General features: G+C 70.1%; 12 protein-coding genes. 5 read left to right on the top strand and 7 right to left on the bottom strand.

Translation table 11 applies throughout. From position 1 onward, the window contains the following. Positions 1-4: 4 nt before the first annotated feature. Positions 5-1,417 carry an HNH endonuclease signature motif containing protein gene (locus BKA10_RS14675; RefSeq protein WP_183500647.1) on the bottom strand — a complete coding sequence of 471 codons (1,413 nt, stop codon included), beginning with the start codon at positions 1,415-1,417 and terminating at the stop codon, positions 5-7. Between the two features lie 263 nt (positions 1,418-1,680). Here BKA10_RS14675 and BKA10_RS14670 point away from each other — a divergent pair, with 263 nt between their 5' ends. Together BKA10_RS14670 and BKA10_RS14665 are read left to right on the top strand one after the other, a co-directional pair. Beyond that, positions 1,681-2,187 (top strand): GNAT family N-acetyltransferase, encoded by a 507-nt coding sequence (locus tag BKA10_RS14670; protein WP_183500646.1) that lies wholly within the window; start codon positions 1,681-1,683, stop codon positions 2,185-2,187. Between the two features lie 59 nt (positions 2,188-2,246). After that, entirely contained in the window at positions 2,247-3,089 is an 843-nt protein-coding gene (locus BKA10_RS14665) for an SDR family NAD(P)-dependent oxidoreductase (protein ID WP_183501233.1), read from the top strand. 51 nt (positions 3,090-3,140) lie between these two features. Here the strand turns inward: BKA10_RS14665 and ppsA are convergent, their stop codons facing one another. Together ppsA and BKA10_RS14655 are read right to left on the bottom strand one after the other, a co-directional pair. Continuing rightward, a complete protein-coding gene (gene ppsA / locus BKA10_RS14660) occupies positions 3,141-5,525 on the bottom strand; it encodes a phosphoenolpyruvate synthase (RefSeq protein ID WP_183500645.1) in 2,385 nt (794 codons plus the stop codon). A 34-nt stretch (positions 5,526-5,559) separates the two neighbouring features. Further along, complete coding sequence (locus BKA10_RS14655) at positions 5,560-6,417, bottom strand: pyruvate, water dikinase regulatory protein (RefSeq protein ID WP_183500644.1); 858 nt, start codon at positions 6,415-6,417, stop codon at positions 5,560-5,562. A 309-nt stretch (positions 6,418-6,726) separates the two neighbouring features. Between BKA10_RS14655 and BKA10_RS14650 the strand changes: the two genes are divergently transcribed. The 3 genes from BKA10_RS14650 to BKA10_RS14640 all read left to right on the top strand — a co-directional run bounded on the left by BKA10_RS14650 (position 6,727) and on the right by BKA10_RS14640 (position 9,512). Next, on the top strand, positions 6,727-7,707 hold the full coding sequence (locus tag BKA10_RS14650) for an aldo/keto reductase (RefSeq protein ID WP_183500643.1): 981 nt from the start codon (positions 6,727-6,729) through the stop codon (positions 7,705-7,707). Positions 7,708-7,812: 105 nt separating this feature from the next. Continuing rightward, on the top strand, positions 7,813-8,736 hold the full coding sequence (gene panB, locus BKA10_RS14645) for a 3-methyl-2-oxobutanoate hydroxymethyltransferase (RefSeq protein ID WP_248199204.1): 924 nt from the start codon (positions 7,813-7,815) through the stop codon (positions 8,734-8,736). Next, entirely contained in the window at positions 8,733-9,512 is a 780-nt protein-coding gene (locus BKA10_RS14640; protein ID WP_206686704.1) for an SDR family oxidoreductase, read from the top strand. Before panB ends, BKA10_RS14640 begins: the two co-directional genes overlap by 4 nt. Positions 9,513-9,642: 130 nt before the next feature. Here BKA10_RS14640 and panC read toward each other — a convergent pair whose 3' ends face one another. From panC to BKA10_RS14620, 4 genes are read right to left on the bottom strand one after another with little or no spacing between them, the layout of a single operon-like run. Further along, positions 9,643-10,512: a pantoate--beta-alanine ligase gene (gene panC, locus BKA10_RS14635; RefSeq protein ID WP_183500642.1), complete on the bottom strand. Its 870-nt coding sequence runs from the start codon at positions 10,510-10,512 to the stop codon at positions 9,643-9,645. Beyond that, on the bottom strand, positions 10,509-11,426 hold the full coding sequence (locus tag BKA10_RS14630; RefSeq protein ID WP_183500641.1) for an MBL fold metallo-hydrolase: 918 nt from the start codon (positions 11,424-11,426) through the stop codon (positions 10,509-10,511). The genes panC and BKA10_RS14630 overlap by 4 nt, the downstream gene beginning before the upstream one ends. Before the next feature lie 4 nt (positions 11,427-11,430). After that, positions 11,431-13,395, bottom strand: a complete 1,965-nt coding sequence (locus BKA10_RS14625; RefSeq protein ID WP_183500640.1) for a cytochrome b/b6 domain-containing protein — start codon at positions 13,393-13,395, stop codon at positions 11,431-11,433. Continuing rightward, a complete protein-coding gene (locus tag BKA10_RS14620) occupies positions 13,395-14,387 on the bottom strand; it encodes an electron transfer flavoprotein subunit alpha/FixB family protein (RefSeq protein WP_183500639.1) in 993 nt (330 codons plus the stop codon). The genes BKA10_RS14625 and BKA10_RS14620 overlap by 1 nt, the downstream gene beginning before the upstream one ends.

Raw genomic sequence — 14,387 nt, 5'->3', positions numbered from 1 at the left:
TGCCCTACTGCTGCATCACGACCTGATCGCGTAGGCGGAGAGATGACTTCGACGCCCGTCTCCAGAGTCGGTGCGGATCCCACCAAGAGGGTCCCCGGACCTCGGGCACGCCGTCGCGCATGCGGATCTGCCACTGACCGTCATCGATATGGCGGTGGTGCCACCAACAGATCGGGACGCCGTTGCACGTGTCGGTCGGACCCCCCTCGGCGGCGGGCACCACGTGATGGATCTCGGCCCAGCAGGCCGGGACGTTGCAGCCGGGGATGATGCAGGTGCCATCGCGCGCGATGATCGCGCGGCGCTGGACTGCGTTGAAGATGCGACCTGTGATACTCAGTCCGACGATGCGCCCGGCGCCGTCGAACACCGTGCGCTGGATGTTGCCGATGCACGCGTAATGACGGGCGACTCCGATCGGCACCGGCTCTTCAGCGTCACCGATGCGCACGAACGCGTGCCCCGTGCCCGCCACGAGGTCTTCTTCGCGGACCGAGACCACGAGGGTGGGCGGCGTGCCGCCGACGTCGGGGAAACCCCCGAACTCGGCTGCCTTGTTCAACAGAGTCGCCAACGCATCGTGCCGCTTCTGGGCGGCCGTGCGGCGGTCGCCGACGTCGGCGGCGTGCTCGTCCGAACCGGGCTCGCTGAAGCGCGGCCCGGGTACATCGGCCCGGGGGTTGTTGATGCTGTCCAGGATGACCAGGAACTGCGCAGCGACCTCGGGCAGCAGGTTCCCGTCCGTCGGAACGAGACCGTCGCGCAGGCGCCCGATCCGGAGACCACGCCGGCGCAGCGCCCGCGTCTCGGTCGGCTCGACGCCGTCGGGGTCGAGGAAGGCGGACCAGACCTTGGCCATGATGCGGAGCTCTTCGGCGGTCTGCTTCGGCCGATCGCCGTCGCCGCGCGCCGCCGCAGCCAGCTCGATGTCGGCGGCGAGCGTGGCCTCGTGCCCGGCCACGGCTGCGGGACCCCGCAGAGTGCTCACGATCGCGGACATCCCGTCAAGCCCGATCACGCCCGCGGACAGCGCCTCGCGGAGATGGGGGAACTGCGCCGGCGCGAGCTCGCCGCTGCTGAAGATCGTGTGCTGCTGCACGGCGTGCGCGGATCTGACGACCTCGGCGGCTCGCTGTGCCGATACCAGTGTCGCGCGCTGGACCAGCTCGTTCGTGTTCCGACATCCATACCGCGTCGTCAGCTTGATCTCGACGCCGGCCTCGGAGCGCTCTTCGGTGTGCGCGGTCGAGGCGATCAGCACGGCCTCGGCACGGCGCAGCACGTCCCCGGCCGCAGACATCACGCGCAGCAGATCATCGTCGCGCAGGGCACGCAGTGCGTCGCCCGCCACCGCGTCGCAGGCGACAGCAGCCAAGGCGCGTTCCACGCCCTGAAGCTCTGCCACGATGTCGTTCATGTCTTCGATTGTGCCTGCAGCCTCCGACATCGATAAGGCCAGATCAACACAGAAAACCACGCTGTGGAGAACTCTGGGTTCCGGCGAATGCGAGGCAACTGGGGAGGAGGCTGTGCACGACTTCGCGCGGTCACCACAACACATCTGAGTCGTCGCCGCCTCAATCCGGTTGCGGAGCCGCCGACGGGCACGCGAAAGACCCGGAATCACCGGCATCCACCCTCGATTTCGCGTTTCGAAAAGCCGGACGTAGAGTCGGCCCCATGGAAGCCGAACTGCAGACCGACATCGTCGTCCGTCCCGTTCGCGACGTGGACGCCGAGGCCCTCGGACGCGTGCACGCGACGTGCTGGCACGAGACATATGACCACCTGATCAGCACGGCGGCGCTGGAGAAGGTTTCACCCAAGCGCCTCGCCGAGCTCTGGACCCACTGGGCCGTCCAGGGACCCGAGTTCAAGATGTCCGCCGCGCTCGCAGGCGGTGAGATCGTCGGGTTCGTGGGCTCCGGCCCGGCGCGTGACCGCGACGCCCCCCGTCATCGTGAGCTCTACTTCATCTACCTTCTCGACGCGTACCACGGCACCGGGCTGGGCAAGCAGCTCTTCGATGCCGCGGTCGACGAGGGCGAGCCGATCTACCTCTGGGTCGCCGAGGACAACCCGCGGGCGCACCGCTTCTACGAGCGCAACGGCTTCACGCTCGACGGCGCCAGCCACACCGAGCCGTTCCTGGGCGAGACGCTGACCGAGGTCCGTTTCGTCCGCTGAGCCGTCCTGATCGGGGTGGATGCCGGGGCACCCGCCCCCGTCTGTTCGCGAGGAGCATCATCGTGGCCACCCGGAACCCCGTCGCGGGAGCGACCGTCCTGATCACCGGCGCCGCCCGCGGCATGGGCGCACTCTACGCCCGCCGCGCGCTGGCCGCCGGCGCTCGCGCGCTCGCCCTGTGGGACATCGACCAGGCCGCGCTCGACGAGCAGGTCACCGAGCTGCGGGCATCGGGCGCCGATGTGCGCGGCTACCGCGTCGACATCTCGCAGCTCGAGGAGATCCGCGCCGGCGCCGCGCGGGTGCGCGAAGAGCTCGGCGCACCACAGATCCTCATCAACAATGCCGGCATCGTCCGCGGCGCCCCGTTCTGGGAGCACGACGACGTCCGCGACATCGAGGGCACGATGCGGGTGAACGCCCTCGCCGCGATGTGGCTGACCCGGCAGTTCCTGCCCGACATGATGGCGGATGCCGGTCGCCCGCACCGCATCCTCAACATCGCGTCCGCCGCCGGCACCCTCGCGAACCCGAACATGAGCGTCTACGCGGCATCGAAGTGGGCACTCATCGGCTGGAGCGATTCCCTGCGGCTCGAGCTGGTGGCATCCGGTCACCGGCACATCGCCGTCACGACCTTCTGCCCCTCGTACATCTCGACGGGGATGTTCGCCGGCGCGCGCGGTCCCCTGCTGACCCCGATCATGACGCCGCGCGCGGCCACCAGAGCGGCGTGGCACGGCATGCTGCGCGGCACCCCGATGGTGCTGCGCCCGTGGACGGTGAAGCTCGCGATGGCGCTGCGGGGCGTGCTGCCCACGCGCGTGTGGGACCTCGTCGCCGACCGCGTGTTCAAGGTCTACTCGTCGATGGACGAGTTCACCGGGCGCCCGGCTGACTGAATCCGGACGAGGGGATGCCGGGGCCTCGCGCCCGCGGCATCCACCGGCCGGCTACGCGCGAGCCGGCTGCAGCTTCGCCAGGCGCAGCCAGGTCTCGACCACCGTGTCGGGGTTCAACGACATCGACTCGATCCCCTGCTCGACGAGCCACTCAGCGAGGTCGGGGTGATCGCTCGGCCCCTGGCCGCAGATGCCCACGTACTTGCCCTGCCGGCGGCAGGCCTCGATCGCCATCGAGAGCATGCGCAGCACGGCGGGGTCGCGCTCGTCGAATGTGCCGGCGACCAGCGACGAGTCGCGGTCGAGGCCGAGCGTGAGCTGGGTCATGTCGTTCGACCCGATCGAGAAGCCGTCGAAGTGCTCGAGGAAGTCGTCCGCGAGCACCGCGTTGCTGGGCAGCTCGCACATCATGATGACCTTGAGCCCGTTCTCTCCGCGGCTCAGCCCGTTCTCGGCGAGCAGCTCGATCACCGCCCGCGCCTCGCCGACGGTGCGGACGAACGGCACCATGATCTGGACGTTCGTCAGCCCCATCTCGTCGCGCACGAACCGCAGCGCCTCGCATTCCATGTCGAAGCACTCGCGGAAGTCCGCCGAGACGTACCGGCTCGCTCCGCGGTAGCCGAGCATCGGATTCTCCTCGCGCGGCTCGTACAGGTCGCCGCCGATGAGGTTGGCGTACTCGTTCGACTTGAAGTCGCTGAGCCGCACGATCACCGGTTCGGGGGCGAAGGCGGCGGCGATCATCGACACGCCTTCGGCGACGCGCTTCACGAAGTAGTCGCGCGGCGAGGGGTAGGCGGCGATGCGCTCGGCCACCTCGCCCTTCAGCTCCGCGGGGAGCGTGTCGAATTCCAGCAGAGCGCGGGGATGGATGCCGATCTGCCGGTTGATGATGAACTCGAGCCGCGCGAGCCCGACGCCCCTGTGCGGCAGCTTCGCGAACGCGAAGGCCTGGTCGGGGGTCCCGACGTTCATCATGATCTTGACGGGAGCTTCCGGCATCCGATCCAGATGGGTCTCCTTCTGCTCGAACGCGAGCCGCCCGGCGTAGACGATCCCCTCGTCGCCCTCGGCGCACGAGACGGTGACCTCCTGGCCGTTGGCGAGCGAGTGCGTCGCGTCGCCGGTGCCGACGACGGCGGGAATGCCCAGTTCGCGCGCGATGATCGCCGCGTGGCAGGTGCGGCCGCCGCGGTCGGTGACGATGGCGGCCGCGCGCTTCATGATCGGCTCCCAGTCGGGATCGGTCATATCGGCCACCAGCACGTCACCGGTCTGGAAGTCGCGCATCTGGTCGATCGAGGTCAGCACGCGCACCGGGCCGGCGCCGATCTTCTGCCCGATCGCGCGGCCCGTGGCGACGACCTCGCTGTGCTCTTCGAGCACGAAGCGGCGCATGACGTTGCCGTCGTCGCGCGAGACGACCGTCTCCGGTCGCGCCTGGAGGATGTAGAGCTGCCCGTCGATGCCGTCCTTGCCCCATTCGATGTCCATCGGGCGTCCGTAGTGCTCCTCGATGGTCAGCGCCTGGCGGCCGAGCTCCTCGACCTCCGCGTCGGTGATGCTGAACAGGGCGCGATCTGCGGCATCCACATCGCGGAAGACGGTGCTGCCGCCGACGTCGGTGTTCTCGGCATACCGCATCGCGATCGCCTTCTCGCCGATCGAGCGCTTCAGGATCGCCGGTCTGCCGTCGCGCAGTGAGGGCTTGTGGACGTAGAACTCGTCGGGGTTCACGGCACCTTGCACGACCGCTTCACCGAGTCCGTACGAACTCGTGATGAACACGGCGCGCTCGAAGCCGGACTCGGTGTCGACGGTGAACATCACGCCGGAGGCGCCGACGTCCGACCGCACCATGCGCTGCACACCGGCCGACAGGGCCACGTCGTGGTGCTCGAAGCCGTGGTGCACGCGGTAGGCGATCGCGCGGTCGTTGTAGAGCGAGGCGAAGACGCTGCGGATCGCACCCAGGATGGAGTCGATGCCGCCGATATTGAGGAAGGTCTCCTGCTGGCCGGCGAAGCTCGCGTCGGGCAGGTCCTCCGCCGTCGCGCTCGAGCGGACCGCCCAGGTCACCGCCTCGGGGTCGGGGTCGTTCTCGAGCAGCCTCGCGTACGCCGTGCGGATGTCGGTCTCGAGGTCGGCCGGGAACGGCTGCTGCTCGATCCAGGTGCGCGCGAGCGAGCCGACCCGGGCGAGCTCGGTCACGTCGTCGGTGTCGACCTGCTCGACGGCCTCCTTGATCCGGTCGTACAGGCCGTCTGCCGCCAGGAACGACCGGTACGCGTCTGCCGTGGTCGCGAAGCCGCCGGGCACCCGGACGCCCAGATCGGACAGGTGCGACACCATCTCGCCGAGCGAGGCGTTCTTGCCGCCGACCTGTGCGAGGTCGTCCATGCCGATCTCGTCGAACCATGCAATGCTGCTCATCGTGTGATACCTCGCTCGTGGTGTGGAGTGTGAGTCATGCCCGCGGGCGCATGGCCTGCAGGATGACCGCGGACATCTCCTCGACGCTTTTCGTCGAGGAGTTCAGGAAGGGGACGCGGTTGCGCCGGTAGAGGTCTTCGGCGCGGCGCAGCTCGAGCGTGCACTGCTCGAGGCTCGAGTACGTCGAGTTCGGGCGCCGTTCATGTCGCACCTGGCTCAGGCGCAGCGGAGTGGTCGTCAGCCCGAAGCACCGGTTCGCGTAGGGGGCGACCCACTTCGGCAGGCCGTCGGTGGGGAAGTCCTCATCGGTGAGCGGGTAGTTCGCCACGAGCAGGCCGTACTGCAGCGCCAGGTACATCGTGGTCGGGGTCTTGCCGCAGCGGCTGGGCGCGATGATGACGACGTCCGCGATGTCGAGGGCGCGGCGGCTCTGGCCGTCGTCGTGCTCGATGGCGTACTCGACCGCGCGCATGCGGGCGAAGTACCGTTCGACGTTGCCGACGCTGTGGAACTGACCGAGCTGCTCCGAGGCGGTCAGCCCCAGCGCGCGCTCGAGCTCGATGAGGTGCCCGGCGAGCAGATCGATGATCTCGGCATCCGCCCCCGCGATCACCTCGCGCAGTGCCGCAGCCTTGACCGTCGTGAAGACGATCGGCCGGCCGTTCGCGGCGCTGACGCCGTCGATCTCGCGGACGACGTTGTGCGCTCCTTCGACGGTGTCGATGAACGGGATCGTCCGCCGGATGAACCCGACGGCGGGGAAGTTCGCCAGCAGCGCGTTGCCCACGGTCTCGGCGGTGATGCCGGTGCTGTCCGACACGAAGTAGACGTGTCGCTTCGCCGTCTGCGCCGGTATGGCGCCGGTCGCGATCGGGACGTCGCGGTCGATCATGCCGACGCGTCCTCGCTGGCGTGAGAGTGGTCGGAAGATCCCGTCATGGGTTGAATCTATGTGCTGATTCCGCACTCCTTCAGCGGATCATCCGTTCAAGAATCTCGAATCTTGCGGTGATGACAGAATTCTCGTCGTCGCGGTCCTGACCGGACGGCCCGTGTCGATTGTTACCGCGCGCGTCGCCTCGCCGACGCCGGAGCGGTATACACCTATGAGGGCACCCACGAGATGAACTCGCTGATCGTCGGTCGTGCCGATCACCGGCCTGAGCGCCTTCACCCGCTGGATCCCGTCGGAGGAGAACACATGGAATACACGCGTCTCGGCTCGAGCGGACTGACCGTCTCACGCATCGTGCTCGGATGCATGAGCTACGGCGAGCCGGCGCGGGGCGGGCACGGGTGGTCGCTGCCCGAAGACCAGTCGCGGCCGTTCTTCCGCGAGGCCGTCGAGGCCGGAATCACCACCTTCGACACCGCGAACGTGTACTCCCTGGGCTCGAGCGAGGAGATCACCGGCCGGATGCTCCGCGAATTCACGACGCGCGACCAGGTGGTCATCGCCACGAAGCTCGCCATGTCGATGGGGTCCGGTCCGAACGACCGCGGGCTGTCCCGCGGGGCGATCATGACCCAGATCGACGCCTCGCTGAAGCGCCTGGGCACCGACTACGTCGACCTGTACCAGATCCACCGGTTCGACCCGCACACGCCGATCGAGGAGACGATGGCCGCGCTGCACGACGTCGTGACCGCCGGCAAGGCCCGGTACATCGGGGCGTCGTCGATGTGGGCACGGCAGTTCCAGGCCATGCAGCACGCCGCCGCGCTGAACGGGTGGACCCGGTTCGTCTCGATGCAGGACCAGTACAACCCCATCATGCGCGAAGAGGAGCGCGAGATGCACCCGCTGTGCCTGGACACCGGGGTCGGGGTGCTCACGTGGAGCCCCCTCGCCCGCGGGCACCTCTCCCGACCGTACGGCCAGTCGAGCGCACGGCGCGATCTCGACGAGACGGGTCGGCGGCTCTACCGTCAGGATGAGGACGCCGACCGGGCGATCTCGGCCGCCATCGGCGAGATCGCCGAGGCTCGCGGCGTGACGCGCGCGCAGGTGACGCTGGCCTGGCAGTTCACGAAGCCGGCCGTGACCGCACCCATCGTCGGTGCGACGCGTCCCGGCCACATCGCCGACGCGATCGCGGCTGCGCAGCTGCGCCTGAGCCCCGACGAGGTCGAGCGGATCGAAGCTCCGTACACCCCGCGCCACCCCGAGGCGTTCGTCTGAGCCGGTGGCCCTACCCGGAGGCGTTCGGCCTCACCGAGGGCGTATCGCGGCCCGGGCCCGGGCGAGCGCGCGCCGCGATACGCTCGGAGAGACGGAGGGCAGCCCGTGAACCAGAGACGCTTCACCGTGGACACGATCGCGAAGCTTCACGCCGCCGGCGAGAGATTCACGATGGTGACCGCATACGACTTCACCAGCGCGCGCATCGTCGACCGCAGCGAGGTGGAGCTGATCCTCGTCGGCGATTCGCTGGGCATGGTCATGCAGGGCCATGACAGCACCCTGCCGGTGACCGTCGACGACATGATCTACCACACGCGCATGGTGATGCGCGGGGCGCATCGGCCGCTCGTCGTGACCGATCTGCCGTTCGGCAGCTACACGATCGAAGACGATGCCATCCGGGCCGCGACGCGGGTGATGGCCGAGGGTGGCAGCCAGGCGGTCAAGCTCGAGGGCGGTGCACAGATCGCGCCGACGATCCGCCGGCTGGTCGATGCCGGCATCCCGGTGATGGCCCATGTCGGGTTCACCCCGCAGTCCGTGCACGCGATCGGCATGCGCACCCAGGGGCGCCAAGCGGATCAGGCGCGTCGTGTGCTGGAGGATGCGCTCGCCGTTCAGGATGCCGGGGCCTGGGCCGTCGTGCTGGAGCTGATACCGGCGCCGCTCGCCGCCGCGATCACCGAACGGCTTGAGATCCCCACCATCGGCATCGGCGCCGGCCCGGACTGCAGCGGCCAGGTGCAGGTGTGGCATGACCTGCTCGGGCTGTACGACGAGTTCGTGCCGCGTCATGCGCACCGGCTGCGCACCTTCGCCGACGACGCGGTCGCGGCCCTCGATCAGTACGCGGGCGACGTGCGCGAGGGCGCCTTTCCCACGGCCGAGAACAGCAGCACGATGGATGCCGGTGAGCTCGCGCGCGCCCTCGGTGACGGATCGGGCGACAGCGACGGCGATCACCCGGACGGCGATGCACGGGACGGCGAGACGCTGGACGGCGAGACGCTGGACGGACACGCGTGAGATTCTCGGGCGAGTTCGCCGGCCGCACCGCCCTCATCATGGGCGGCCGCACCGGGATCGGCCTGGCGATCTCACGACGTCTCGCCGAACGCGGCGCGCACGTGCTCGTCGGCGGACGCCATGCCCAGACCCTCGAGCCGGTGATCGCGGACTTCCGCGCCGCGGGGCTGCGCGCCGACCCGTTCGTCGCCGACGTCACCGATTCCGATGCCGTGGGCGCCGCATTCGCCCGCGTGCGCGACGCGGGGCTGGTGCCGCGGATCCTCGTGAACAGCGTGGGCATCCGCGATCGGCGCGGCGTCGGCGAGATGGACACGGCGAGCTTCGACACCCACCTCCGCGCCGGCCTCGTCGGCGTCTACGACGTGATCCGGGAGTTCCTGGCGCTGCACGCCGATGACGAGGTCCCGGTCGAGTCAGCCGGGAGCATCGTGACCGTATCGTCGGTCGCGGCGCTGCGCGGGCGGGCCGGCGACGTCGCCTACGCCGCGGCGAAGGCCGGGCTCGATGGCATGACCCGGTCGCTCGCCGCGGAGCTCGGCCCGCGCGGATACCGGGTCAACTCCGTCGCCCCCGGCACCATCGTCACCGATGCCAACGCCGAGCTCATCAAGGACGCACGGATCTCCGATGTCGTCCGCACCCGCACCGCGCTGGGCCGCTGGGGACGTCCGGACGAGGTGGCGGCGCTCGTGGTCTTCCTCGCGTCCGATGACGCGTCGTTCATCACGGGGCAGACGGTCCTGGTCGACGGCGGGCTCTCGGTCCTGTTCTGACCGCTGCGCGCGTTCGGGACGGCCTGTGCCCGGGACCGACGGCGGTCCGCGCCGCCGGGAGGTGCTCTCACCAGCCGGCTGCGGCCGTGTCCCGGTCGGCTATGCGCTCACGCCGCTGCATGACCCTCCTTCACTCCCGCCCGGCGGCGCCCACCGCGGGGATCGTCATGTTGTCGATGAGGCGGACCGAGCCCACGCGTCCGGCCACGATCGCCAGGGCAACCTTCTCGCCCACCCGCTCGACCGGCTCGAACGTCGCGGGATCCACGATCGCCCAGTACTCGACGTCGACGCCGGCATCCTGCGCGATGGCGCGGCCGTGATCGGCAAGGACCCCGGCATCCACTTCGCCGTCATCTGCGCGAGCGACGACGCTGCGCAGGCTGCGGCTGATGCCGAGTGCCGTGACCCGCTCCTCGGCTGACAGCCGGGTGTTGCGGCTGGACAGGGCGAGGCCATCCGAGTCGCGCACCGTCGGCCCGGCGAAGATCTCGCTGTCGACGTTCAAGTCGCTCACGAGACGCCGCACGACGGCGACCTGCTGCGCATCCTTCTGACCGAACCATGCCGCGTCGGGCATGACCATGAGCAGCAGTTTGCTGACGACCACCGCGACGCCGTCGAAGTGCGAGGCGCCGCGGCTTTCGCCCTCCCAGCGCTCGCTGACACCGCCGACGTGGATCGAGGTCGCGAATCCCGGCGGATACATCTCTGCGCGATCCGGCACGAACGCGACGTCGGCTCCGGCGTCGGATGCCAGCCGGATGTCGTGCTCTTCGTCGCGCGGATACGCCTGCAGATCGCCCGCGTCGTTGAACTGCGTCGGGTTGACGAAGACCGAGACGATGACGTCGTCGCAGGCGCCCGATGCCGATCGGATCAGCGACAGGTGCCCTTCGTGCAGCGCACCCATCGTGGGTACGAACCCGACGCGACGCGACCGGGCCCGCGAGTCCGCGACGAATGCGCGGAGCTCGGGGATCGTGCGGATGACCTTCACGCCAGCGGACCGGTCACGAGATGTTCGAGCTGCGCGCGCACCGATGCCTCCGCAGCGAAGCGCACCGAGGTGTCGATGTCGGCGTACACCGTGTCGGCGACGGCCTTCACGACCGCGGGGTCGCCCGACGGCTCGAGCCCAAGGTCGGTGAGCGTGGCGCGGACCTGGTCGAGCCGCATACGCCGGTGCGAGGTGTAGGTGCGGCAGATGTCGGCGAGGCTGCCGAGCATCGGCCCGTGCGCGGGGAGCACCGTGATCGCCCCGTAGGCCTTCAGCCGGTCGAGCGAGCGCAGGTAGCTGCCCAGCGATCCGTCGGGGTGCGCGATGATCGTGGTCCCCCGGCCGAGGATCGTGTCGCCGGTGATCATCGATCCGCGGCGAGTGGATGCCGGGGGCTCGGCGGTACCAGTCGGCTCAGTCGAACCGGGGGGCGCGGCAGACGTCGGCGACTCGGCGGGGGCGGGCGCTTCGGCGGGGGCGGAAGTCGCATCGGACGCCAGGGGCTCGTCCTCCGGCAGATGCAGCGAGACGGAGTCGGCGGTGTGACCGGGAGTGAAGACGACCTCGATGCGGGCGCCGCCCGCGGTGATGACCTCACCGTCGTCCAGCGGAGGCCCGTCGATGCACAGCCGCGGGTCATACGCGCGCACCGGCGCACCCGTCAGCTGCGCGAACCGTGCCGCCGCCTCGGTGTGGTCGTGGTGGTGGTGTGTGAGCAGGATCAGCTCGACGTCCCCGGCGGCAGTGAGTGCCTCCATGTGCGCATCATCGTCAGGCCCCGGGTCGATCACGACCGCCGCGGGACTGCCCGGCGCGCGGACGACGAGCGAGTTGGTGCCGTCGAGGGTCATCGGGCCGGCATTGGGCGCCAGCACCCGGGTGACCAGCGTCGTCCAGCGTTCGGTCACCGGCATCCGCTCACCGTCCGCTGACCGTGCCGAACAGGCGCGCGATCGGGGCAAGCACCAGCGGGCGGGCCGCGACCCAGGCGGCGGCGATGACCACGAGCGAGGCGACGAACATCCAGAAGCCGGTCCAGTTGTCGGCGTAGGCGACGCCGTCGACCGATCCCTGCGCGGCGTACATGTGGTTCAGGTTGCGCAACGCGCCGGTCGCGAACACCAGGAACACGTGGATGGCGATGAACACCACGAAGTACAGCATCACCGGGAAGTGGAGCGTGCGTGCCCACTCGATCGGGTAGGCCGCGTTGAGCCTCTTGGCGTCTTTCGGCCACATCAGGCTCATGCGCGCCCCGGTGATCGCGGCCAGCGGAGCGGCGATGAAGATGGTCGTGAAGTACGCGATCTGCTGCAGCGAGTTGTAGTTGACCCACCCGTTCTCGGTCGGCCAGTCCAGCGACACGTACTGCAGGGCGGCGCTCAGCGCGTTGGGGATGACCTCCCAGCTGGTGGGGATCACCCGCATCCACTGCCCGGTCACGAACAGCAGCACGACGAACACGACACCGTTGACCAGCCACAGGACGTCGAGCGACTGGTGGAACCAGATCGTCAGGCTCGTCTTGCCCTTGGGGTTGCCGCGCGGCGTCCAGAACGCGGTGGGCCGCTTCTCGGTGCGGATCGTCAGCCCCGACCGGATGATCAGCACCATCAGGAAGACGTTGAAGAAGTGCTGCCAGCCCAGCCACCCCGGGAACCCGACCGGGGCGCCCTCGGGCAGGTGGTACTCCCCGGGGAACGCGGCCAGGAAGTCCTGACCCCACGCGCTCGACAGCAGCACACGCACCAGCGCGACCGCCATGCCCGCGAGGATCAGCAGGACCAGACCGCCGACGATGACGGCGCCCGCCCACTGGACCTTCGTGAACGGACCGATGCGCTCGGGTTCGGGCTTCGCCTTCGGGCGGTGGGTCGCAGAGCGGCCCGGCCACACCGACGGCGTGAACGGCAGCGGCGGCTTCGGGCCTTCGGGTGCCGTTGCGATGGCGGTGGATGCCGGTGCCGCGACGCCCGCGGTCTGCGCCGGTGCCGCGACGCCCGCGGTCTGCGCGGGGGCCCCGGGGGCGGTCGGCGACGCGGCGGGCAGCGTCGCGGCGGGCTCAGCGGCTGCGGGCGCGCCACTTTCCGGCAACGGCGCCTGAGATTCTTGGCGCGATTGCAGGGAAATGGCGCCGTCGGCGGATGCGGCGGAGCTCTGCACCCCTGCGGATGCGGTTGCGATGGCCGTGAGGCGGGCGACGGTGCCGGATGGCGGCCACGGCTCACCACCGGGCGTGCGCGGCAGGCCGCGACGCGCGACGGCGCCGTCGGCCGGGTGTGCAGTCGCAGTGGCTGCGGTCGGGTGCGCCGCGCCGGTCGCGGCTGTTTCGACAGTCGCTTGGGCATAGTCGTCAGCGCCGGCACCCACCTCAACCGACTGCTGAACCGGAGCGCCAGCCGACGCGACCGCTGCAGCAGTCGCTTGGGCACGGTCACCGGCATCCACACCCGCCTCAACTGACTGCTGAACCGGGGTCACGGATGCCGGGGGCCAGGGCTCGCCGCCGGTCACGCGCGGCAGCCCGCGACGGATCGACGTCACGACCGCTGCCGCGCCCGCAGCGGCGACGGCGGAGGCGCTCGCGGCGTCCGCGGACTCACGCGCGCCGGCGACCGACTCGTGCGCCCCGGCTACCGACTCGCTCGCAGCGGCGACTGACTCGTGCGCGACCGCGACGGCCGCCGATGCGGCGGCCGTCGTCGCAGCGGACGTGCCGGCTTCAGCCGAAGCCACCTGCGCAGCGGACGCCTCCGACCCTGCGGCCTGCGCCACACCGGCATCCACCCCCACGCCGTCGGGAGCGTCGCCGGCCGCCGGCCACGCGTCGCCACCGGTGACACGCGGGAGCCCGCGGCGGAGCGTCCGGCCGTAGGTCGCCATTACTTGGCCTTGTTCGCCTCGAGCGCCGCGATCAGCTGCGGCACCACGGTGAACAGGTCGCCGACGACGCCGAAGTCGGCCACGTCGAAGATCGGGGCGTCGCCGTCCTTGTTGATCGCGACGATGGTCTTTGCCGTCTGCATGCCCGCCTTGTGCTGGATCGCGCCGGAGATGCCCAGCGCCACGTACAGCTGCGGCGAGACCGAGACACCCGTCTGGCCGACCTGGTGCGAGTAGGGGATGTATCCGGCATCCACCGCGGCACGAGAGGCGCCCACCGCAGCGCCGAGCGCATCGGCGAGCTGCTCGACGAGCACGAACTTCTCCTCGGAGCCCAGACCGCGACCGCCCGAGACGACCTTCGCCGCGCCACGCAGCTCGGGGCGCGACGAGGCGGAAACCTCGGCTTCGAACGACTCGATGGTCGCCGCCGGAGAACTGGATGCCGGGGCCTCCACCGCCACGACCTCGGGGGTCGCCACGACTTCGGCGCGCGCGTCGACCGCACCCTGCCGGACCGTGATCACGGGGGCGCCGAACGTCGCGGCGCTGGTGACGTTGAAGGCGCCGCCGTACACGGAGTGCTGGGCGATGATGCCCTCGTCGTCGCGGACGAGGCCGACCGCATCGACCGACAGGGCCGAGTTCGAGCGCACCGCGTAGCGGCCGGCGATGTCGCGGCCTTCGATCGAGTTCGAGATGAGCACGGCGTCGGGCTGCACGAGGGCGGCCGCGGCCTGGAGCGCGTCTACGAGAGGGGCGGTCAGCGCCGTGTCGGCACCGCCGAGCCCGGCCGTCAGCACGGTTCCGGCACCGAGCTGGCCCGCGGCCGTCACGAATGCGGCGTGCGCATCGTCACCGGCGACCACCAGCGCCACCGGGGTGCCGACCTGCGCGGCCGCACCCAGCAGGCCCGCCGACGACTTGGCCAGCTCCCCCTCGGGGGTCACATCCAGCAGAACGAGAATCGAGTCCGCAGCGAAATCGGTCAT

Origin of the sequence: Microbacterium invictum, assembly GCF_014197265.1 — a bacterium.
GTDB lineage: Bacteria > Actinomycetota > Actinomycetes > Actinomycetales > Microbacteriaceae > Microbacterium > Microbacterium invictum.
Note: the sequence above shows the minus strand (reverse complement) of the source record. Positions and strands in the feature narration are given on the sequence as shown.

Excerpts from the sequence above, each read along its gene's own strand:
- BKA10_RS14675 (WP_183500647.1), bottom strand. The coding sequence starts at position 1,417 with ATGAACGACATCGTGGCAGAGCTTCAGGGCGTGGAACGCGCCTTGGCT.
- BKA10_RS14670 (WP_183500646.1), top strand. The coding sequence starts at position 1,681 with ATGGAAGCCGAACTGCAGACCGACATCGTCGTCCGTCCCGTTCGCGAC.
- ppsA (WP_183500645.1), bottom strand. The coding sequence starts at position 5,525 with ATGAGCAGCATTGCATGGTTCGACGAGATCGGCATGGACGACCTCGCA.
- BKA10_RS14655 (WP_183500644.1), bottom strand. The coding sequence starts at position 6,417 with ATGATCGACCGCGACGTCCCGATCGCGACCGGCGCCATACCGGCGCAG.
- BKA10_RS14650 (WP_183500643.1), top strand. The coding sequence starts at position 6,727 with ATGGAATACACGCGTCTCGGCTCGAGCGGACTGACCGTCTCACGCATC.
- BKA10_RS14630 (WP_183500641.1), bottom strand. The coding sequence starts at position 11,426 with ATGCCGGTGACCGAACGCTGGACGACGCTGGTCACCCGGGTGCTGGCG.
- BKA10_RS14625 (WP_183500640.1), bottom strand. The coding sequence starts at position 13,395 with ATGGCGACCTACGGCCGGACGCTCCGCCGCGGGCTCCCGCGTGTCACC.
- BKA10_RS14620 (WP_183500639.1), bottom strand. The coding sequence starts at position 14,387 with ATGACCGATTTCGCTGCGGACTCGATTCTCGTTCTGCTGGATGTGACC.